Origin of the sequence: Dactylosporangium sp. McL0621 (assembly GCF_049995355.1) — a bacterium.
In the GTDB taxonomy this organism is placed as follows: domain Bacteria; phylum Actinomycetota; class Actinomycetes; order Mycobacteriales; family Micromonosporaceae; genus Dactylosporangium.
The window spans coordinates 10,212,317-10,232,500 of the sequence record NZ_CP188259.1; the positions used below are offsets into that span (position 1 = coordinate 10,212,317).

Here is a 20,184-nt window from a genome sequence, read left to right on the forward strand (position 1 = left end):
CGGGCTCAGCTCTCCAGCGCCGCCTCGGGCACCCGCGGCGCCGCCGGGGTGCGGTCGTCGGCGTGCTCCAGGACGCGCAGGCAGGACAGGACGACGAGGGGCAGCGCCGTCGCCAGGGCGGCGCCCAGCACGTTGAACGACACGCCCTCCACGACGCCGGCCAGCAGGCACGCCACGACCAGGCCGGAGAGGGCGGCACGCACCGGCGGGAAGACGCCCAGCAGCCGCCGCAGGCCGCCCCAGTCGCGGAGCAGCACGAACGTCGCGTACACCACGCAGCCCAGCACCAGGACCGTCAGCGGGCTGGTGACCGTCGTCACCACGTCGGCCTCGGCGATGCGGCGGGCGATGAACCCCGCCGTGCCGTCCTGGGTGCGCACGAGCAGCCGCCCGACGCTGCTGCGCTGCGCCTCCGGCCGGAACAGGTCCAGGATCGCGAAGCCCGAGCTCACGAACAGCGCCGCGCCCGCGGCCCAGAGCAGGCGCGTGATGGTCAGCCAGCCGCCGACGGCCATCGCCGCGGCCAGGCACCCGCCGGCGGTGAGGGCCACCGCTCCGGAGGCGTCGGCGCCGAGGTACGGGCTGCCGATCATCACCATCCCGACGGCCCCGATCACGGCCATGACGAACGGCCGCCAGCGGCGCTCGAAGCGCTGGGCGAGCGCGGCCCCGCCGAGCAGGGCCCCGGTGGCGAGCAGGCCCAGGCCGATGACGCCGACGCCCGCGTACCGGCCGCCGACCACCGCGGAGTAGCCGGCGACGCCGTTGAGCTGCAGCCGCGAGCCGGTCAGCACGTCGAAGGCGACGGCGAGCGCGGCGACGGCCGCGACCCCGCCGAGCGGGGCGATGGCCCGGCTGCGGCGGGTCAGGAACGCGATCGCGAACGTCGCGGTGGCGGTCACGGCCAGGGTGACCCCGCCGAAGCCGAGGCCGGGGCGGGGCCAGCGCCACCAGGGCAGCAGGTCGGCGACGAGCGCGGCCGGCACGGCGAGGGACGCGGCGATGAGCAGCACCTCGGCGGCCCGCACGAGCGGGCGCGGGATCGGCCGGTGGGTGAGCGGGCCGGCGGGGCGGCGGGCGCGCTGCAGCAGCGGTACCACGGCCAGGAACAGCAGAAGCTCGGCCACGACGAGGGTGGTGAAGAAGTTGGTGCCGACGCGGCGCTGAACGCTCGCCTCGCGGTCGGCGTCGGCGAGCCGGCTCACGGCCGCGGTGACGTCGGCCGGCCGGCCGCTGTCGGCGGTCGACGCGGCGGTGCCGGCGAAGAGCCTGCCGGGCATGGGCCGGTCGAGGGCCGCGAGGGCGGTCGGGGCGAGGTCGACGACCTGGATGTACCCGGGCCGCGACGTCGACGGCGAGGTCAGCCAGCCGCCGGTGAAACCGGGCCCCTGCGCGATCGCCACGTGCAGCCGGCTGGTGGCGTCGAGGTCGGACAGCCCGGCGAGCATGACGACGGAGTGCTCCGGGCGGGCGGCGAGGATGTCGGCCAGCGCGGCGTCGGCGCGGCGGGCGTCCGCGGCCCGGGCCACGGGGTCGTCGCCCGCGATCTCGCCGAGGTCCACGAGCGTGAGGGCGCAGGCGTCGAGCAGGCTGTCGTCGAGGGTCTCGGAGTACCGGTCGACCCGGCCGTACGGCCGCGCGGCCGCGACCGCCGCGCCCGGACCGACCGCGGTGGTGCAGCGCACGCCCTCGGCCAGGGCCCCGGGCTGGGCGCCCCAGTGCAGGTTGCTGTTGCGGGTGACGAGGTCGCCCTGGTCGGGCAGGGTGGCGCTGGTCGTGTTCCGGGTGATGGGCACGTCGAGCGGCGGGCAGACCGGCGTGACCGGGCCCGGGGTGAAGACGGCGAAGTTGCCGGAGCCGAGGGTGAGCCAGCCGTCGCCGGCGCAGGTGATCCGGCGGGCCGAGCGCACCGACAGCGCGCCGATCGCGCCGTCCTGGGCCATCTGCCACATCGCCGGGGTGTCGGCGGCGTTGACGTCGTCCCAGCGCAGCCCGGCGACGCCGACGATGATCACGTAGTCGGCGGTCGGCTGGGCGGGCACGGCGGCCGGGCGCGGGATGAGCGCGGCGACGCCCGCCAGGCCGGCCAGCAGCGCCAGCAGTGCCGGGGAGAACCGGTGCAGCCAGTGGCGCATCAGCCCGCCCCGCGGGCGGCGCGCAGCTCGGCGTACACCGCCTCGACCTGGTCGATCGTGTCCCGCTCGGTGGGCCAGCCGGCGGCGCGGGCGAGCCCGATGCGGGCCAGCTCGGCGCGGGCGGCCGGGTCGTCGAGCAGCTCGACGACCGCGTCGTGGACGGCGTCGACGTCGGCCGGCTCGACCAGGCGCGCGGCGTCGCCGACGACCTCGGGCACGCCGCCGACGGCGGTCGACACCAGCGGTACCCCGGCGGCCAGGGTCTCCTGGATGAACAGCGGCTGGCCCTCCCACACGCTCGTCGCCACGACCAGGTCGGCCGCGCCGAGCAGGTCGGGCACGTCGTCGCGGTGGCCGAGCAGGTGGACCGGGGCGTGCTCGACGGAGATGCGCTGGGCCAGCGACATGTACGACGGGCCGCTGCCGGCGATCGCGGTGAACGGCTCGGGGTCCCGGTCGCGCCAGCGCGCCGCGGCCGAGACGAGCGTCTCGAAGCCCTTCTGCGGGTGCAGCCGGCCGACGGCGAGCACCAGCGGCTGGCCCGGCTCGGCCCCGAGCTCGGCGCGGAGCTCCTCGGCGGTGCGCCGGACGGGCCGGGGTACGGGCGCCGGTACCTTCGCCAGCCGGACATCGCGCGCGCCGAGCTCGGCGGCGCGGGCGGCGAGGTCGCTGGACACGGCGAGGGTGACGTCGGCGGCGCGGGCGACCCGGCGCTCGAGCGGGTGGTAGAGCCGGGCCCGCAGGCCGGTGGCGAGCACCAGGTTGTGCCAGGTGACCAGCAGCGGGGTGCCGTCGGCGCGGGCGAGCGCGGCGACGAGCCCGGCGCGCAGGCTGTGGGCGTGGATCACGTCGGCGTCGCGGAGGCTGCGGCGCAGGGCGCGCACGGCGAGCACGTCGCCGGGCTGCGGGCTGGCCGGGATCTCCACGGGCACGAACCGGGCGCCGCGGGCCTCGAACCCGAACTGCTCCTCGGTCGCGGCGGGCCCGTGCACGCTGACCTCGTGGCCGCGCGCCGCCAGGCCCTCGGCGAGCATGCCGACGTGCCGGCCGATGCCGCCAGTGCTGGAGGCGAGGACCAACGCGATGCGGGCGCCCACTATCCGTCCCTCCTCAACTACACACGCCTCGTCGGCGGAGACGCCTTCGGCCGCCGGCGGCGGATCACCACCAGTCGGCGCAGCGTACGGCGGTCCGCGAAGGCCGCCCCGGCGAGATACACCGCCGCCACCACGACTCCGCACAGCATGCCCTGCACGACCGCCCCGCCGGCACCCGGGGTTGCCAGGTGGGCGCGCAGGAACAGGCCGGCGCCGGTGGCGACGGCCGCGGCGGCGACACAGATCGATGCCGTTCTGGCGGTACCGGCCAGCGCCGCGCCCCCCGCCCGCCGGTGCACGGCCACGAGCAGCGCCGCGCCGAGCACGAGCATGCCGATCGAGTTCGCCGCGGCCACGGCCGCGACCCGGTCGCCCACCGGCAGCGCCGAGGCCAGGCTCAGGGCCGCGACCGCCGCCGCGGCCCAGCCGACCGCCGTCGCGACCGCGGCCGGGTAGGCGTTGCCGCCGGCGTAGAGGGCCCGCGACAGCAGGGCGAACAGGCCGTACCCGAGCAGCCCGGGCGCGAACCAGGCGATCCCGGCGGCGAGCGGCCCGACGGCGGGCGGGTGCGAGGAGGCGGCGGCGAGCAGGACCGCGATCGGCCGGGCGAGCACGATCAGCGCGGCGGCGCCGAGGCAGGACAGCAGCACCACGGCGCGCACGGCCGGCGCGAGGGCGGCGGCGAACGCGGCCCGGTCCCGGGCCGCGCCGTGCTCGGCGAGCGCCGGGTACGCCGTCGTGGCCACCGGCACCGCGAGCACCGCCCACGGCAGCAGGAAGATCGTCTGGGCGAGGCTGTAGACGACGATGGCGCCGTCGTCCGGGCTGTAGCTGACGAGGTTGATGGCCAGGCCCAGCACCAGCTGCTGGGTGCCGACGGTGACGATCCCGGCGACGACCAGCGGCCGCAGGGTGGCCAGCGCGCCGACGTCGAGCCGGACCGCGGGCCGGATCCGCAGCCCGAGCCGGCTCACCGGGGCGACCAGGCACAGCGACAGCACCGCCACGGCCACGGTGGTACCGCCGGAGAGCAGCAGCAGCTCCCCGCCGCTCACGGTGGCCAGCGCGGCGCCACGCCCGGCGACGACGCCGAAGGCGACGTACACCACCATCACGGTGAGGCTCGACAGCAGCGGCGCGATGACGGGCCAGGCGAAGCGGCGGTACGTCTGCAGCGCCCCGGTGAGCACGATCCCGACGCCGTACAGCGGCAGCTGCGGCGCGAAGACCCGCAGCATCCGCGCGCCGGCGTCGACGACCTCGGCCGGCTGCCCGGCGGTGAGCAGCCCGACGAGCGGGTGCGCCAGCAGCGCGACCAGCAGCGCGATCGGGGTCAGCAGGGCCACGACCCAGGTGAGCAGGGCGCCGACGGTGCGCCCGACGGTCGCCTTGTCCTTGCCGGCCAGCAGCGGCACGACGAGGCTGGCCAGGGCGCCGCCGGCGACGAGCTCGAAGATGATGTTCGGGATCGTGTTGGCGGCCTGGTACGCGTCGCCGAGCCGCGTCGGCCCGACCGACGAGTTGAACACCAGGATGCGCGCAAATCCGGCAATCCTGGCCAGAAGGGTGAGACCCGCGACGAGTGCCGCCGCACCGAAGATCCTGCTTCTCGTCACCCGCGCCCGCGTGGATACGGGGATGGCTTGCGGCGCCCCCACTGATCGAGCCGGTTGAGCACCGGGTTGGCCTCGATGACCTTGGTGAAGGAGACCTTCTCGCTGGCCGCGGTCAGCGCCGCGATGCCGGCCAGGGCCGCGAGCCGGCCGAGCGTGCCGGTGCGGGCCGTGTACGCGACGCCGAGCAGCGCGCCGAGCGCGTTCGCCCCGGCGTCGCCCAGCATGATCTCCTCGTCGAGGTCGGCGGGCAGCAGCGCCCCGGCGGCTCCGAGGGGACCGGACGCGCCCAACGGACCGCCGACGGCGATCCCGGCCTTCAAGGCCCGGCCGGGGCGCAGGTCGAGCAGGTTGAACAGGTTCGCGGCGCCCGCGATCACGCCGGCGCCGAGCACGACGTCGACGGCCCGCTTGCGGGGCAGCAGCGCGGCGGCGGCCAGCCCGGCCGCGCCGACCCCGGCGATCTTGACGAGGCCGCTCGTCACACGGCCCTCCCGCAGCGCGCCCAGGTGCCCCTTGAAGCCCTTGGCCGCGTGCTCGGGACGGCCGCCGACGAGGTCGTCGTACAGCCCGACGGCCCCGGACCCGAGCCCGGCGATCGCGCTGGCGGCGGCGTGCTCGGGCCGGTGCACGATCGCGCCCGCGGTGGCCCCGGCGGCCAGCGCCGGCCCGCCGGCCAGCGACACGTTGCGGCCGCGGAAGTTGGTGCCGGCCAGCTTCGGGTGATCCTGCAGCGCGCGCAGCACCGCGCGGGCGACGCCGCCGCCGACCGGGCCGGCCAGGGCGCCCAGGATGAACCTACGAGCCATTTGTCACGCTCGCCGTCTTCGGTAGGAGGCTGGTGGCGCCGTCGCCGCTGCCGTAGTGCCCGGCCTTGCCGGCGAACCGCTCGGTCAGGGCCATGACCGCGGCGACCTGCCCGTAGGCGGTGACGGCGTTGTCGACGGTGGAGATGGACTTGGCCACGGTCGCGTCGCCCATCACGGCGGAGACCAGGCCGTTGGCGGACAGGCCGGCCACGACGACCCGGGCGCTGATGTCGAAGCGGGTCGCGATGGTCAGCACGGCGGCGTTGCGCTCCTTGGCGTCCTTGCCGCTGGCGGGCGCGCCGGCGACGATGATCGCCGCCTCGGCCGGGGTCTTGAAGTCGCCGTCGAGGCCGATGAAGCCGCCGCTCTCGTAGGCCGACAGCACCGTGCGGGTGCCCTCGATCTGCGGGGTGCCGGCCTTGCCGAACAGCACCGCGGCCAGCAGGGCGGCCGACGTGTCCACGCCGTTGGCCTGGCTGGGCAGGGCGCCGCTGACGCCGGCCGGGGCCGCCGACTCGGCGGTGTCGAGCAGCACGGCGCCGTTGGCCGGGGCCGTGAACTTCTCCTTGATCGTGACCGTGCCGACGACCTTGGCCCCGGCCGTGCCGAGCATCGTGGCCACGCCGTCGGTGGCGGTGTTCACGTCGCCGCTGTCGCTGCCGTCGAGCTTGACCAGCAGCACGTTCTTGTTGGCGAGCTTGTTGGCCAGCAGCGCCGGGGCGGCCTCGCTGGCGAAGTCGGCGTTCTTCTTCAGCTCCGCCCGCGACTGCTCCAGGTCGTCGCGCAGCTGCTGCTTGTCGTCGGTGAGCGTGTTGACCTGCTCGTTGAGGTTCTCGGTCAACGGGCCGTTGGCCGCCGCGGTGCCGACGACGAGGCCGATGGCCAGGGCCAGGAACACCGCCGCCAGCGACACCACGTGGTACCGGAAGTTGATCAAAACGAGCCCCGTCTACGAGAACAGTGTGAAGATCAGGTTGTCCCACCACTCGGCGATGACGCTCAGGTAGGCCCGGCCGATCGTGGTGACCGCGAGCGCGGCGGCCATCGCGGCGATCGCCGAGGCCAGGAGCAGAATCAGCGAGGAGCCGGAGAGGCTCTGGCGGTACAGCCGGCTGACCCCCTTCGCGTCGACGAGCTTGCCGCCGAGCTTCAGCCGGGTCAGGAACGTCGAGGCCATCCCGCCGCGACCCTTGTCGAGGAACTCGATCAGGGTGTTGTGGGTGCCGACCGCGACCAGCAGCGAAGCCCCCTTGTCGTCGGCGAGCAGCATCGCGATGTCCTCGGAGGTCGCCGCGGCCGGGAAGGTGATCGCCTCCACCCCGAGCCGCTGCACCCGGGCCAGGCCCGGGGCGCGCCCGTCGGGGTAGGCGTGCACGACGATCTCGGCCCCGCAGCGCAGCACGTCGTCGCTGACCGAGTCCATGTCGCCGATGATCATGTCCGGGGTGTACCCGGCCTCGACCAGCGCGTCCGCGCCGCCGTCGACGCCGATCAGGACCGGTTTGTACTCGCGGATGTAGGGCCGCAGCACGTCGATGTCGGCCTTGTAGTCGTAGCCGCGCACCACGATGAGGCAGTGCCGCCCGGCGATCTGCGTCTGGATCTCGGGCACGCCGACGCCGTCGAGCAGGAGGGCGCGCTCCTGCTTGAGGTACTCCATCGTGTTGGCCGCGAACGCCTCCAGCTGCACCGACAACCCCTCGCGGGCGTCGGCCATCGCCTCGGCGACCGTGTCGGCGTCCTGCCGCACGCCCTTGGCCACGGCCTCCTCGCCGACGTAGACGGTGTCGCCCTCGATGCGCACCGACTCGCCCTCGCGGAGCCGGTCGAACAGCTCCTCGCCCAGGTCGTCCACGAGCGGGATGCCGGCCTTGATCAGCCCTTCCGGGCCCAGGTTCGGATACCGCCCCGACACCGACGGCTTCGCGTTGAGCACGGCCGCCACTCCGGAGGCGGCCAGCGAGTCGGCCGCCACCCGGTCGAGGTCCACGTGGTCGATGACCGCGATGTCTCCCGGCCGCAGCCGCCCCACCAGGCGCTTCGTCCGCCGATCAAGCCGCACGACGCCGGCGATGGCACCTGGCTCGGCGGGCCGGGTGCGGCGCAAGGTTGGAAGTCGCATCACACCCATCCTGGCATGGACGCCGCCCGAAAGCCGCGTACGACATGTCCACGTGCAGGTGGAACGCCCCATTTCACGTTCCGGCGTGACGCCGGTCACCCATCCCGGGTGTCGCCCACCTGACACTCGAAGCGCGTATTTGCGACGGCCGGAACCCACTCACGTCTGCATGGAGACGTTACCGTCCATGCGCCTTACCCGCGTCCCCGACCTCACCGGCAAGACCCCGGCGGAGGCCGCCGCCGCCCTACGCGCCGCCGGACTCGAGCTCGGAGTGATCCGCGAGATCGGGCCCACCGGCGCCATGGTCGTACTCGAGCAGTCGACCCTGGCCCTGACCGTCGCTCCCGTCGGCACCCGCGTCAACCTGCTCGTCGGCCGCCGCTGAGACCCGGCGGAACACCTCCGCGGCGACCAGCAGCAGGGCCGCCCCGGCATAGGCGGACAGCAGTGCCTTCCAGAGGGTCCCGTCGAAATAGATCCCGCAGCCGTACCCGATGAGCCCGGCCAGCATGGCCCAGAGGCTCGCCCCGAGCGCCGTCCAAGCCTGAAAGCGCGCCGCCGGGTATCCGACCACCCCGGCGGCCAGCGCGGAGGCGGAGCGCCCGCCCGGCAGCCAGCGCACGAAGACGAAGACCTGCCCACCGTGCGCGTCGAGCGTCCGGCGCACCCACGCGTAGAGCTCGCGCTCGCGGCTGCGCCGCCCCAGCCGCGTCCCGATCCGGTACGCCACCGTGTCCCCGGCGAACGCCCCGGCCGCGGCGGCCAGGATCACCAGCGCGATGAACGGCCGGCCGGTCGCCCCGGCGAGGACCGACACCGTGATCAGCGTCGTCTCGCTCGGCGACAGCGGCACCAGCGAGTCGAGGCCCGCGATCACGAAGACCGCGAGCAGCACCCAGGGCGACGCAGCGACCGCATCAATCACGATCTAAACGTAAAGCGACGGATCAAACGCGAGGCGTCGCGCGCCTTACGCCTGCGCTTTCTCCCGATCCGCGACCGACAGCAGCTCCTCGGCGTCGGCGCGAGGCCTCGCGCGCCTTACGCCTGCGCTTTCTCCCGATCCGCGACCGACAGCAGCTCCTCGGCGTGGGCGATGCCCAGGTCGGAGTTCGGCAGGCCGGCCAGCATCCGGGCGAGCTCCCGGGCCCGGTCCGTGTGCTCGACCACCGTCACACCGCTGGTGGTCACCGCGCCCCCGATGTCCTTCGCCACCACCAGATGGCGGTCCGCGAACGCGGCCACCTGCGGCAGGTGCGTCACGACCAGCACCTGGTGATCGCGGGCCAGCCGCGCCAGCCGCTTGCCGATCTCCACCGCCGCCGTGCCGCCCACCCCGGAGTCGACCTCGTCGAACACCAGCGTCGGCGGCCCGCCGACCCCGGCGAACACGACCTCGATGGCCAGCATGACCCGCGACAGCTCGCCGCCCGACGCGCCCTTCTGCAGCGGCTGCGACGGCGCCCCCGGGTGCGGCAGCAGCCGCAGCTCGATGTCGTCGGACCCGTCGGGCCCGACCCCGATGTCCGTGCCCGCCGCCGTCGGGATGCTCGGCCCGTTGCCGGCCGCCTTCGGCCCGACCACGACCTCGATCCGGGCGTGCGGCATCGCCAGCCCGGCCAGCTCCACCGTCACGTCGGCGGCGAACCGGCCCGCGGCCTCGTGCCGCGCCGCCGACAGCACCGCCGCCAGCTCCGCGACCTCCCCGTGCAGCCGCTGCCGCTCCCGGTCGAGCTCCTCGAGCAGCTCGTCGGACGTGTCCAGCTCGGCCAGGCGCGTGCGGGCACGGTCGGCCCAGGCCACGACGCCGTCGACGTCCTCGGCGTATTTGCGCGTCAGCGCCCGCAGCGCCGCCCGCCGCTCGTAGACCTCCTCGAGCCGGCCCGGGTCGGCGTCGAGGGCGGCCAGGTAGGTGCCGAGCTCGGTGGAGACGTCGCCGGCGAGCGTGGCGACCTCGTCGAGGCGCGCCGCGAGCTCGCCCAGCACCCGGTCGACGCCCGACTGGGCCTCCAGGGTCCGCCGGGCCGTCGCGATGAGGCTCAGCACGTCGGCCACGTCGTCACCGCCGCCGTCGCCGGTCCCCGACATCGCCACGTGCGCCAGCTGCGCGGCCGAGCGCAGGCCCTCGACGTGCTCGAGCCGCTGCGCCTCCTCGCGCAGCAGCTCGTCCTCGCCCGGCTGCGGATCGACGCGGGTGATCTCGTCGAGGCCGAGCTTGAGCAGCTCCGCCTCCTGGTTGCGCTGCCGCGCGTTGGCCCGCCGGTCGGCCAGGTCGTCCTCGACGGCCCGCCAGCGGTTGTACAGCTCCGCGAACTGCCCCAGCAGCTTCTCGTGCTCCGCGCCCGCGTAACGGTCCAGCGAAGCCCGCTGCTCGGCCGGGCGCAGCAGGCGCAGCTGGTCGGACTGCCCGTGCAGCGCGAACACGCGCTCGCCGACCTCCCCCAGCAGCGACACCGGCACCGTGCGGCCGCCCACATGCGCCCGGGAGCGGCCCTCGGCCGTCAGCGTCCGGCTCATGAGCAGCGTGCCGTCGTCGTCGACCTCCGCCCCGGCGTCGGCGATGCGGCTCTCCACCGCGGCCCGCACGTGCGCGGGCAGCGTCAACCGGCCGTCGACGGTGGCCCGGCCCGGGTCGGCGCGCACCCGCCCCGCGTCGGCGCGGCCGCCGAAGAGCAGGTTGAGGCTCGTCACGACCATGGTCTTGCCCGCGCCGGTCTCGCCCGTGATGACCGTGAGGCCCGGGCCGAGGGGCAGGGTGGCGTCTTCGATCACGCCCAGTCCGGTAATGCGGAGTTCCTCCAGCACGTGAGGAACACTAGCTGCGGGGTACGACAGTTCTCCACTCAGCCGGGCCGTCAGCCGTGCCGTTTGTTGTGACGCCAGCCCTCCACCGGCAGCCCGAACTTCGCAACGAGACGGTCCGTGAACGGTCGCTCACGCAGGCGTACCACCCGGACGGGGAGGGCTCCCCGCCGTACCGTCACCGTCGAGCCGGGCGCGAGGTCCATCACCCGCCGCCCGTCGCACGAGAGCAGCGCGAAGCTGGTGAACGGCTCGACGTTCACCGTGATCGTCGAGTCGGGCGAGATGACCAGCGGCCGGCTGAACAGCGCATGGGCCGAGATCGGCACCAGCAGCAGCGCCTCCAGCTCCGGCCACACCACCGGCCCGCCGGCCGAGAACGCATACGCCGTCGAGCCCGTCGGGGTCGCGCAGACGACGCCGTCGCAGCCGTACCGCGACAAGGGCCGCCCGTCGACCTCGACGAGCAGCTCCAGCATCTTCTCCCGGGCGCCCTTCTCGACGGTGACCTCGTTGAGCGCCCACGAGTTGCCGACCAGCCGCCCCGAGTGCTCGGCGGTCACGTCGATGGTGAGGCGCTCGTCGACGGTGTACGTGCCCTCGACGACCTCCCGGACGGCCTTGTCGACGTCGCCGATCTCGGCCTCGGCGAGGAAGCCGACCTTGCCGAGGTTGATCCCCAGCAGCGGCGCCTTCGCCGGCCGGGCCAGCTCCGCGGCGCGCAGCAGGGTGCCGTCGCCGCCGAGCGCGAAGACGATCTCGGCGCCCTGCGCGGCCGCCTCCCCGCTGACCGGCACGGCCCGGGGGATGGCCAGCTCACGGGCCTCCTCGGCGAGGACGCGGACCGTGAACCCGTTGTCGAGCAGGTCCGAGGCCACCGTCCGGGCGTGGTCGTTGTTGCTGGCCTTGCCCGTGTGGGTGACCAGCAACGCCTCGCGTGCGCTCATGCCGGCACCACTCCCTCGACAATCTGCTGTACCGCGGCCGGGTCGACCGGCGGCGCGTCGCGGCGCAGCCACAGGAAGAATTCCACGTTGCCCTGCGGCCCCGGCAGCGGGCTGCGCGCGACCCCGGCCACGCCGAGCCCGAGCCCGGCGGCCGCGGCGGCGACATCGAGCACCGCCGCGGTCCGCAGCTCGGGCGAGCGCACCACGCCCCGGTCGCCCAGCGCCTCCCGGCCCACCTCGAACTGCGGCTTCACCATCGGCACGAGGTCACCGCCCGGGGCCGTGCACGCCGCCAGCGCGGGCAGCACCAGCCGCAGCGAGATGAACGACAGGTCCGCGACGGTCAGCTCGCACACGCCGCCGATCTGCTCGGGCGTCAGCGTCCGCACGTTGGTCCGCTCGATCACCGCGACCCGCTCGTCGGTACGCAGCGACCAGGCGATCTGGCCGTACCCGACGTCGACCGCGGCGACCGTGGCCGCGCCCCGGCGCAGCAGCACATCCGTGAACCCGCCGGTGGACGCGCCCGCGTCGAGGCACCGGCGCCCCTGCACCGGCAGCGCGGCGAACGCGTCCAGCGCGCCGGCGAGCTTGTGCCCGCCCCGCGAGACGTACTCGTCCCCCGCCGCCTCCAGCACCCGCACCGGGTCCGCCGGGTCGATCTGCGCCGCCGCCTTGCCCGCCGCGGTGCCCCGCACCTCGACGCGGCCCGCGGCGATCAGCGCGGCCGCCTGCTCCCGGGAGCGGGCCAGCCCCCGGCGCACCAGCTCGGCGTCGAGTCGGTTCCGGCGCGCCATCTGCCAGCAGCTCCCTGAAAGCTCAGCGTTCCTCGATCGTGCCCAGCGTCTCCTGCAGCGTGCGGTGGGCGTCGGTGTAGACCGAAACCTGCTGCCGCAGCGGAAGCGACGCTACCTCGCCGACCGCCGCCACCGCCGCATCGACCCGGCCGAGGACCCCCGCCCCGGGCGGCCCCGGCGCCGGCGCAGGGCCGGGACCAGGCACGGGGGCGGTCATGACGCGGTCTTCCGGGGCGCGCGAGTGGCCTTCTTCACGGGCAGCTTGGCCGACGCGGGGCCGACCTCGGACGCGGCCGCGACGGTCTCGATGGCCTTCTTGGCGGCCACCTTCTTGGCCGGCGCCGCGGGCGCCGCCGCCGGCGGGGCGACCTTCTTGGCCACGGCCTTCTTCGCCACGGCCTTCGCGGGCGCTGCGGCCACCGCCGGGGCCTCCTCCGGGGCCTCCGCGATCACTTCGGCGCCGACCGGCGGGGCGGGCTCGTGCGGCGGCGCCACCGCGGCGATCGTCGCCTCCTTGAGCTGCGCCTCGAGCTCGTGCACCCGCGTCGTGAGCGCCGAAACCTCGTCGGCGGTGGCCAGGCCGACGGCGCCGAGGGCACGATCCAGCTCGTACCGCACCAGCTTCGTCAGCGCGTCACGGTTCGCCGAGCCGGCCCTGAGCAGGTCCTCGGCCATCGCCTGCAGCTGATCGGCGGTCGCGCCGCTCTTGCCGACCAGGCGCCGAACCGTTTTCGTCGCCTTCTTCGTGGTGGCCTCGGTCATGCCGTAGGCGAGCTCCAGATAAGCCCGCCATGCTTCCTGAGCCATATTGCGTCTCTCCTCCAAGTGGTGTACGCCATTACGCTACCGGGCGTGCCGTGACGCCGTACGGTACCGTCACATTCCACGGATTTGGAGAAAGACGGGGTTTTCGCGCATGGCCACGGTTGACGAGTGTCGCGCCGCGCTGGACAAGCTCGCGCAGCGGCTGGCCACAAACGCCGCGCAGGCCCGGGAGAAGCTCGACTTCGACCGGACGCTCGCCTGCCGCGTCACCGACCTGGAGGTGGCCTTCCACGGCCGGCTCCACGGCGGCCAGATCACCGACCTCACCGACGGTGACGACCCGCGCGCGAAGATCAAGCTGACCTCGTCCAGCGACGATCTGCTCGCCCTGGTCAACGGCCAGCTCAACGTCATGTCGGCGTGGACGAGCGGCCGCATCAAGATCGAGGCGGGCATGATGGATCTGCTCAAGCTGCGGAAGCTGCTCTAGCTCTAGCTCTAGCTCTAGCTCTAGCTCTAGCTCTAGCTCTAGCTCTAGCTCTAGCTCTAGCTCTAGCTCTAGCTCTAGCTCTAGCTCTAGCTCTAGCTCTAGCTCTAGCGCTTGCGCCGGCGTTTCGCCAGCGCGCTGAAGTTCGCCGGCGCGCTGATGTTTCGCCGGCGCCTGACCACCTGCGCTCGCGCCGGTGGTCAGGCCAGCTTCAGCCACTTCAGTGCGGCGTCGGCGGCCTCGCCGTCGCCGTCGATGGGCCGCACCTCTCCCGCCGCCCACGCGACCTGGCACAGCGCGTTGAGGGCCTCGATCCGGCCTCCGTCGCCCGCGAGCACCCACCGCCCGTCGCGGTCCTCGACGCGCCACGACTGCCCCTGCGACGCCGCCTGGGCCGGCTCGAAAAGCCCCCCGAGGTCCTCGGCCACGAACGTGGGCCGCCGCTCGACCGGCGCCGCGAGCAGCTCGGCGGCGTCGGAGACCCCGGTCAGCACGAGCAGGCTGTCCATCCCCGCCCGGTACGCGCCCTCGATGTCCGTGTCCAGCCGATCCCCGACCACGAGCGGCCGCTGGGCACTGCGCTCCCGCGCCGCCTCCAGGAACAGGCTCGGATCGGGCTTGCCGACGATCGTGTCCGGCTGCCGCCCCAGCGCCGTGGCCATGGCCACAACCAGCGACCCGTTGCCGGGCAGCGGCCCGCGCGGCGACGGCAGCGTCTTGTCGGCGTTTGTCGCGATCCAGGCCGCACCGCCGCGAATCGCCACGGCGGCGTCACCCAGATCGCGCATCCGGACGTCCGGCCCGTACCCCTGCACGACGACCCGCGCCTCCTCGGCCTCGGTCACCGGCGTCAGCCCCGCGCCCACGACCTCCTCGCGCAGCGCGGGCGCGCCGAGGATCAGCACCGGGGTACCGGGCGCGAACCGCTCCGCCATCAGCAGCGCGGTCGCGTGGGCCGAGGTCACGACCTCGCGCGGCTCGGCGGGAATGCCGATCCGCGTCAGCAGCGCCGCGACGTCGCCCGGCAGCCGCGAGGCGTTGTTCGTCGCGTAAGCGCTGGGGATCCCCCGCCCGCGCAGCGCCGCACACGCCTCGGCGGCGCCGGGGATGATCTGGTCGACGAGGTACAGGACCCCGTCGAGATCGAAGATCACCAGGTCGTAGTGCCTGACCAGATCATCCGCCTGCGCGTCGCTCACGCCTTGCCCTTCCCCTCGCCGTCCTTGCCGCCCGGCTGATCCCCGTCGGACTCGTCGTCGCCGACGGCGTCCTCGGGCTCGGCGGGCGCATGGTCGGCGTCGCCCTGGTCGACGTGATCGCCGTCCGGCTCGTCGTCGGCGTCGCTCTCGTCGCCTTCGCCTGCACCATCGACAGCTTCACCATCGACAGCGCCGCCGGCATCGGCGTCGGTCTCGTCGTCCGCTTCGGCGTCGTTGTCGTCGTCCTCGTCATCGCCGAGGTCGTCGTCTTCGTCGTCGTAGTCGTCCGCGTCCTCGTCGTCTTCGTCGTCGAGGTCGTCGTCCTCATCGTCGTCGTAGTCGTCGTCATCGCGATCATCGTCGTCTTCGTCGTCGTCGCGATCGTCGTCATCGCGATCGTCGTCGTCATCGCGATCATCGTCGTCATCGCGATCATCGTCGTCTTCGTCGTCGTCGCGATCGTCCTCGTCGTCGTAGTCGTCGACGTCGCGGTCGTCCTCGTCCTCGTCGTCTTCGTCTTCGTCGTCGTCGTCTTCTTCGCGGTCGTCTTCGTCGTCCTCGCCGTCGCCCGGGCCGGCCGCCGCGCGGGCCTCGCCGTCCTCGAGCTCGTCGTCGTCCTCGTCCGTGTCACCGTCGAGCGTAATGCCGTCGAGCTCGAGCAGCCGCTCGGCCGCGTCGGTGCGCAGATCCTCGTCGAGGTCCGCGGCCCGGGCGAACCACTCCCGCGCCTCTTCGCGCCGTCCGGCCCGCAGGAGCGCATCGGCGTACGCGTACCGCAGCCGCGCCGCCCAAGGCGCATCGGGCGCCGAGGTGAGCTCGCGCACCTGCAGCATCGCCACAGCCGCGTCCGTCTGCCCAAGATCCCCGCGCGCGCCGGCCGCCACGATGAGCAGCTCGACGATCTCCTCGGCCGAGAGCCGCTCCCGGTCCGCCGTGCGGAAGAGGTCGATCGCCTTCTCCGGCCGCCCGAGGGCCCGCTCGCAGTCCGCGATCACCGCGATGTGGGTCTGCTTCCCACTCATCCGGTGGTACGTCCGCAGCTCCCCGAGCGCCGTCTGCCACTCCCCGGCGTGGTACGCCGCAAGCCCAGCGGCCTCGCGAACCACCCCGATCCGAGACGCCTTGCGCCGCGCAACGAGCGCATGCGCGAGCGCGAGCTCCGGGTCGTCGTCGATCAGCTGGCCGGCCGCCACGAGCCGCCGGGCAACCTCCTCCGCCACAGGCCGCGCGAGCGAGCTGAGCTCCGCGCGCACCGAACGGTCGAGCTCCGACGGGTCGAGGTCGTCGGCGAGCACCGGGTCGGCCACACGGCTGACGGTCTCCTCGCCGGCGTCCTCACTGCTGACGAAGCCCGGGTCACTGGTGCGCGGCCGGTACCCACCGGCATCGCTGCGCCGCAGTCCCTCACTCCGCTGAGCACCACCGGCGTCCCGATCCCGGAACCCACCGCTGGGCCGATCACCCCGGTCACGGTCGCGGAACCCACCACCGCTGGGCCGATCCCCACGATCCCGGTCACGGAACCCGCCACCGGCAGGCCGATCCCCACGGTCACGGAACCCACCACCGCTGGGCCGGTCACCCCGGTCACGATCACGGAACCCGCCACCAGCGGGCCGGTCCCCACGGTCACGGAACCCACCGCTGGGCCGATCCCCACCGTCACGATCCCGGAACCCACCACCACTGGGCCGGTCACCCCGGTCACGGTCACGGAACCCGCCACCGGTAGGCCGATCCCCACGGTCACGGCTGGGCCGATCCCCGCCGTCACGGTCACGGAATCCACCGCTGGGCCGGTCGCCACGATCACGGTCACGGAACCCGCCACCGGCAGGCCGATCCCCACGGTCACGGAACCCACCACCACTGGGCCGGTCACCGCGATCACGGTCACGGAACCCACCACCGGTAGGCCGATCCCCACGGTCGCGGAACCCACCACCGCTGGGCCGATCCCCACGATCCCGATCGCCGGAGGGCCGATCACCATCACGGTCACGCCGCTGGTACCCACCACCGTCACGATCCCGGAAGCCACCACCAGAGGGCCGATCCCCACGGAACCCGGACGGCCGGTCACCACGAGCCCCGCCATCACGGTCCCCACGGAACCCGCCACCCGTGGGTCGATCCCCACGGTCGCGGAACCCGCCACCGGTGGGCCGATCCCCACGGTCACGGAACCCGCCACCACTGGGCCGGTCGCCCCGGTCACGGTCGCGGAACCCACCACCAGTCGGCCGGTCCCCACGATCCCGGTCACGGAACCCACCACCGGCAGGCCGATCCCCACGGTCGCGGAACCCGCCACCACTGGGCCGATCCCCACGATCCCGATCACCGGAGGGCCGATCACCACGAGGCGCACCGTCACGGTCCCCACGGAACCCGCCGGTCGGCCGATCCCCCCGGAACCCACCGTCACGCCGCTCGGGCCGATCCCCGCCGCGGTACCCGCCACCGTCCCGATCCCGGAACGGCCGATCCCCACGGGGCGCCCCACCATCACGATCCCGGAACCCACCACCACTGGGCCGATCCCCGCGGTCGCGGAACCCACCACCGGTAGGGCGGTCTCCACGGTCGCGGAAGCCACCACCGGTAGGCCGGTCCCCACGGTCGCGGAAGCCACCACCGGTAGGCCGATCCCCACGATCCCGGAACCCACCACCGGTGGGCCGGTCGCCACGAGTCCCGCCATCACGGTCCCCACGGAACCCGGACGGCCGGTCACCACGAGCTCCACCATCACGGGGTCCAGACGGCCGGTCGCCACCGCGGTACCCGCCACCGTCCCGATCCCGGAACGGCCGATCCCCACGAGGCGCCCCACCATCACGGTCGCCACGAGCGGCGCCGCCCTCACGGAACCCGGAGGGCCGGTCACCACGAGCTCCACCATCACGGGGTCCGGAAGGCCGGTCGCCACCGCGGTACCCGCCACCATCCCGGTTCGGCCGCTCGGTCCGGTCCCGGAACGGACGGTCACCGTCACGCCCGCCCCGAGCCTCACCGCCCCGGCCGCCCCGGTCGTCGCGCGACCCGCCGCCGGCCCGATCGTCGCGAGAGTTCCCGCGCGGCCGATCGCCGCCGCGAGAACGGGAGTCATCCCTACGGGGCCCGCGCGGGCCGCCGTCCTGGCCGTCGCCGTCGTGTGGCATTGCGTTCACGACTTTCATCCTTCCCGACCGGGGTACGCCGTATGCGCTCGACCCGGTAAACGACTCAAGGGCCGCCCAAACGGGCGGCCCTTGATCGAAGATTGTCCGGCGGCGTCCTACTCTCCCACACTCTCTCGGGTGCAGTACCATCGGCGCTGGAGGGCTTAGCTTCCGGGTTCGGAATGGGACCGGGCGTTTCCCCTCCGCTATGGCCGCCGTAACACTATGAACCTGTCAACCCCGCACACCCGCCAACCGAAGCCGACAGGGTGCGTTCTGGTGTTGGTTCAGAATCACACAGTGGATGCAAAATCTTTCATGCTTGATATGTAGGTCAAGTCCTCGGCCTATTAGTACCGGTCAGCTCAAACCTGTTACCAGGCTTCCACTTCCGGCCTATCAACCCAGTGGTCTCGCTGGGGGCCTTAACCCTCTAGGGGTGGGATACCTCATCTCGAAGCGAGCTTCCCGCTTAGATGCTTTCAGCGGTTATCCCTTCCGAACGTAGCCAACCAGCCGTGCTCTTGGCAGAACAACTGGCACACCAGAGGTTCGTCCGTCCCGGTCCTCTCGTACTAGGGACAGCCCTTCTCAAGTATCCTACGCGCGCGGCGGATAGGGACCGAACTGTCTCACGACGTTCTAAACCCAGCTCGCGTACCGCTTTAATGGGCGAACAGCCCAACCCTTGGGACCTACTCCAGCCCCAGGATGCGACGAGCCGACATCGAGGTGCCAAACCATCCCGTCGATATGGACTCTTGGGGAAGATCAGCCTGTTATCCCCGGGGTACCTTTTATCCGTTGAGCGACACCGCTTCCACCTGCCAGTGCCGGATCACTAGTCCCGACTTTCGTCCCTGCTCGACCTGTCAGTCTCGCAGTCAAGCCCCCTTGTGCACTTGCACTCAACACCTGATTGCCAACCAGGCTGAGGGAACCTTTGGGCGCCTCCGTTACATTTTAGGAGGCAACCGCCCCAGTTAAACTACCCACCAGACACTGTCCCTGAACCGGCTCACGGTCCAAGGTTAGATACCCAAATCCAACAGAGTGGTATTTCAAGCTTGCCTCCACCCCCACTGGCGTGAGGACTTCACAGGCTCCCACCTATCCTACACAATCGAATTCGAGTACCAATGTCAAGCTATAGTGAAGGTCCCGGGGTCTTTCCGTCCTGCCGCGCGTAACGAGCATCTTTACTCGTAGTGCAATTTCGCCGGGCCTGTGGTTGAGACAGTGGGGAAGTCGTTACGCCATTCGTGCAGGTCGGAACTTACCCGACAAGGAATTTCGCTACCTTAGGATGGTTATAGTTACCACCGCCGTTTACTGGCGCTTAAGTTCTCCGCTTCGCCCCGAAGGACTAACAGGTCCCCTTAACGTTCCAGCACCGGGCAGGCGTCAGTCCATATACGTCGTCTTACGACTTAGCATGGACCTGTGTTTTTAGTAAACAGTCGCTTCCCCCTGGTCTCTGCGGCCACCAACCGCTCCACCAGCACGTGGTCTCACCATCGGTGGCCCCCCTTCTCCCGAAGTTACGGGGGCAATTTGCCGAGTTCCTTAACCACAGTTCGCCCGATCGCCTCGGTATTCTCTACCTGACCACCTGTGTCGGTTTGGGGTACGGGCCGCTCGAAACTCGCTAGAGGCTTTTCTCGGCAGCATGGGATCACTGACTTCGCCTGAACGGCTCCGCTTCACGTCTCACCCTCAAGTGCTGCGGATTTGCCTACAGCACGGGCTACACGCTTGCCCCGGCACAACCACCGGCCGGGTCCAGCTACCCTCCTGCGTCACCCCATCGCTTGCCTACTACCACCCGAGTTCCCAAACGCCGGCCATCCCCCCGAAAGGTTCAGACCATTGTGAGGTTAGTACAAGCAGGTTCGGCATGGACGCTTCTACGCGGGTACGGGAATATCAACCCGTTGTCCATCGACTACGCCTCTCGGCCTCGCCTTAGGCCCCGACTCACCCAGGGCGGATTAGCCTGGCCCTGGAACCCTTGGTCATCCGGCGGCAGGGTTTCTCACCCTGCTTTCGCTACTCATGCCTGCATTCTCACTCGCGTCACCTCCACGGCTGGATCACTCCGCCGCTTCACCGGTGACACGACGCTCCCCTACCCATCCACGCACCTGGACCACGAAGGCCTGGTACACGCGTGAATGCCACAGCTTCGGCGGTGTGCTTGAGCCCCGCTACATTGTCGGCGCGGAACCACTTGACCAGTGAGCT

General features: G+C 72.5%; 16 protein-coding genes, 2 rRNA genes and 1 pseudogene (1 of these 19 running past the window's edge). 2 read left to right on the forward strand and 17 right to left on the reverse strand.

The window, feature by feature from the left end; translation table 11 throughout:
* Window positions 1–5: 5 nt before the first annotated feature.
* The 6 genes from ACPPVO_RS48305 to steA all read right to left on the reverse strand — a co-directional run bounded on the left by ACPPVO_RS48305 (window position 6) and on the right by steA (window position 7,776).
* On the reverse strand, window positions 6–2,135 hold the full coding sequence (locus tag ACPPVO_RS48305; RefSeq protein WP_426505750.1) for a hypothetical protein: 2,130 nt from the start codon (window positions 2,133–2,135) through the stop codon (window positions 6–8).
* A complete protein-coding gene (locus ACPPVO_RS48310; RefSeq protein WP_426514824.1) occupies window positions 2,135–3,169 on the reverse strand; it encodes a glycosyltransferase family 4 protein in 1,035 nt (344 codons plus the stop codon). The genes ACPPVO_RS48305 and ACPPVO_RS48310 overlap by 1 nt, the downstream gene beginning before the upstream one ends.
* A gap of 80 nt (window positions 3,170–3,249) precedes the next feature.
* Window positions 3,250–4,848, reverse strand: a complete 1,599-nt coding sequence (murJ, locus tag ACPPVO_RS48315; protein ID WP_426505752.1) for a murein biosynthesis integral membrane protein MurJ — start codon at window positions 4,846–4,848, stop codon at window positions 3,250–3,252.
* Window positions 4,845–5,654 carry a hypothetical protein gene (locus ACPPVO_RS48320; protein ID WP_426505753.1) on the reverse strand — a complete coding sequence of 270 codons (810 nt, stop codon included), beginning with the start codon at window positions 5,652–5,654 and terminating at the stop codon, window positions 4,845–4,847. Before ACPPVO_RS48320 ends, murJ begins: the two co-directional genes overlap by 4 nt.
* A complete protein-coding gene (locus ACPPVO_RS48325) occupies window positions 5,644–6,591 on the reverse strand; it encodes a copper transporter (RefSeq protein WP_426505755.1) in 948 nt (315 codons plus the stop codon). Before ACPPVO_RS48325 ends, ACPPVO_RS48320 begins: the two co-directional genes overlap by 11 nt.
* A gap of 12 nt (window positions 6,592–6,603) precedes the next feature.
* Window positions 6,604–7,776 (reverse strand): putative cytokinetic ring protein SteA, encoded by a 1,173-nt coding sequence (gene steA, locus ACPPVO_RS48330; protein WP_426505756.1) that lies wholly within the window; start codon window positions 7,774–7,776, stop codon window positions 6,604–6,606.
* 187 nt (window positions 7,777–7,963) lie between these two features.
* Between steA and ACPPVO_RS48335 the strand changes: the two genes are divergently transcribed.
* Window positions 7,964–8,164: a PASTA domain-containing protein gene (locus ACPPVO_RS48335; RefSeq protein WP_426505757.1), complete on the forward strand. Its 201-nt coding sequence runs from the start codon at window positions 7,964–7,966 to the stop codon at window positions 8,162–8,164.
* Between the two features lie 162 nt (window positions 8,165–8,326).
* Here the strand turns inward: ACPPVO_RS48335 and ACPPVO_RS48340 are convergent.
* The 6 genes and pseudogenes from ACPPVO_RS48340 to ACPPVO_RS48365 all read right to left on the reverse strand — a co-directional run.
* Window positions 8,327–8,704, reverse strand: a pseudogene (locus ACPPVO_RS48340) (DedA family protein); the annotation flags it as partial.
* 116 nt (window positions 8,705–8,820) lie between these two features.
* Window positions 8,821–10,584, reverse strand: coding sequence for a DNA repair protein RecN (gene recN, locus ACPPVO_RS48345; RefSeq protein WP_426505758.1), 1,764 nt, complete (start codon window positions 10,582–10,584; stop codon window positions 8,821–8,823).
* A gap of 50 nt (window positions 10,585–10,634) precedes the next feature.
* On the reverse strand, window positions 10,635–11,528 hold the full coding sequence (locus ACPPVO_RS48350) for an NAD kinase (RefSeq protein ID WP_426505759.1): 894 nt from the start codon (window positions 11,526–11,528) through the stop codon (window positions 10,635–10,637).
* Window positions 11,525–12,325 carry a TlyA family RNA methyltransferase gene (locus tag ACPPVO_RS48355; protein WP_426505761.1) on the reverse strand — a complete coding sequence of 267 codons (801 nt, stop codon included), beginning with the start codon at window positions 12,323–12,325 and terminating at the stop codon, window positions 11,525–11,527. Before ACPPVO_RS48355 ends, ACPPVO_RS48350 begins: the two co-directional genes overlap by 4 nt.
* Before the next feature lie 22 nt (window positions 12,326–12,347).
* The gene (locus ACPPVO_RS48360; RefSeq protein ID WP_360388593.1) at window positions 12,348–12,542 is read right to left on the reverse strand and encodes a hypothetical protein; all 195 of its coding nucleotides are present in this window, start codon (window positions 12,540–12,542) and stop codon (window positions 12,348–12,350) included.
* Window positions 12,539–13,132: a phasin family protein gene (locus tag ACPPVO_RS48365; RefSeq protein WP_426505763.1), complete on the reverse strand. Its 594-nt coding sequence runs from the start codon at window positions 13,130–13,132 to the stop codon at window positions 12,539–12,541. Before ACPPVO_RS48365 ends, ACPPVO_RS48360 begins: the two co-directional genes overlap by 4 nt.
* Before the next feature lie 109 nt (window positions 13,133–13,241).
* Here ACPPVO_RS48365 and ACPPVO_RS48370 point away from each other — a divergent pair, with 109 nt between their 5' ends.
* Window positions 13,242–13,580 carry an SCP2 sterol-binding domain-containing protein gene (locus tag ACPPVO_RS48370; RefSeq protein ID WP_426505764.1) on the forward strand — a complete coding sequence of 113 codons (339 nt, stop codon included), beginning with the start codon at window positions 13,242–13,244 and terminating at the stop codon, window positions 13,578–13,580.
* 197 nt (window positions 13,581–13,777) lie between these two features.
* On the opposite strand, the gene ACPPVO_RS48375 is transcribed toward ACPPVO_RS48370, so the two are convergent.
* The 5 genes from ACPPVO_RS48375 to ACPPVO_RS48395 form a co-directional block, all read right to left on the reverse strand.
* Entirely contained in the window at window positions 13,778–14,776 is a 999-nt protein-coding gene (locus tag ACPPVO_RS48375; protein WP_426505766.1) for an HAD-IIA family hydrolase, read from the reverse strand.
* Window positions 14,773–16,029: a hypothetical protein gene (locus ACPPVO_RS48380; RefSeq protein WP_426514825.1), complete on the reverse strand. Its 1,257-nt coding sequence runs from the start codon at window positions 16,027–16,029 to the stop codon at window positions 14,773–14,775. Before ACPPVO_RS48380 ends, ACPPVO_RS48375 begins: the two co-directional genes overlap by 4 nt.
* Window positions 15,951–17,774 (reverse strand): beta strand repeat-containing protein, encoded by a 1,824-nt coding sequence (locus ACPPVO_RS48385; RefSeq protein WP_426505767.1) that lies wholly within the window; start codon window positions 17,772–17,774, stop codon window positions 15,951–15,953. The genes ACPPVO_RS48380 and ACPPVO_RS48385 overlap by 79 nt, the downstream gene beginning before the upstream one ends.
* A 269-nt stretch (window positions 17,775–18,043) precedes the next feature.
* Window positions 18,044–18,160: ribosomal RNA gene (gene rrf / locus ACPPVO_RS48390) — 5S ribosomal RNA — on the reverse strand.
* Window positions 18,161–18,270: 110 nt separating this feature from the next.
* Window positions 18,271–20,184, reverse strand: a 23S ribosomal RNA gene (locus tag ACPPVO_RS48395); it runs 1,194 nt beyond the window's last position.

Excerpts from the sequence above, each read along its gene's own strand:
- ACPPVO_RS48370 (WP_426505764.1), top strand. The coding sequence starts at position 13,242 with ATGGCCACGGTTGACGAGTGTCGCGCCGCGCTGGACAAGCTCGCGCAG.
- ACPPVO_RS48335 (WP_426505757.1), top strand. The coding sequence starts at position 7,964 with ATGCGCCTTACCCGCGTCCCCGACCTCACCGGCAAGACCCCGGCGGAG.
- ACPPVO_RS48305 (WP_426505750.1), bottom strand. The coding sequence starts at position 2,135 with ATGCGCCACTGGCTGCACCGGTTCTCCCCGGCACTGCTGGCGCTGCTG.
- ACPPVO_RS48320 (WP_426505753.1), bottom strand. The coding sequence starts at position 5,654 with ATGGCTCGTAGGTTCATCCTGGGCGCCCTGGCCGGCCCGGTCGGCGGC.
- steA (WP_426505756.1), bottom strand. The coding sequence starts at position 7,776 with ATGCGACTTCCAACCTTGCGCCGCACCCGGCCCGCCGAGCCAGGTGCC.
- ACPPVO_RS48355 (WP_426505761.1), bottom strand. The coding sequence starts at position 12,325 with ATGGCGCGCCGGAACCGACTCGACGCCGAGCTGGTGCGCCGGGGGCTG.
- ACPPVO_RS48350 (WP_426505759.1), bottom strand. The coding sequence starts at position 11,528 with ATGAGCGCACGCGAGGCGTTGCTGGTCACCCACACGGGCAAGGCCAGC.
- ACPPVO_RS48310 (WP_426514824.1), bottom strand. The coding sequence starts at position 3,169 with ATGCTCGCCGAGGGCCTGGCGGCGCGCGGCCACGAGGTCAGCGTGCAC.
- ACPPVO_RS48360 (WP_360388593.1), bottom strand. The coding sequence starts at position 12,542 with ATGACCGCCCCCGTGCCTGGTCCCGGCCCTGCGCCGGCGCCGGGGCCG.
- ACPPVO_RS48365 (WP_426505763.1), bottom strand. The coding sequence starts at position 13,132 with ATGGCTCAGGAAGCATGGCGGGCTTATCTGGAGCTCGCCTACGGCATG.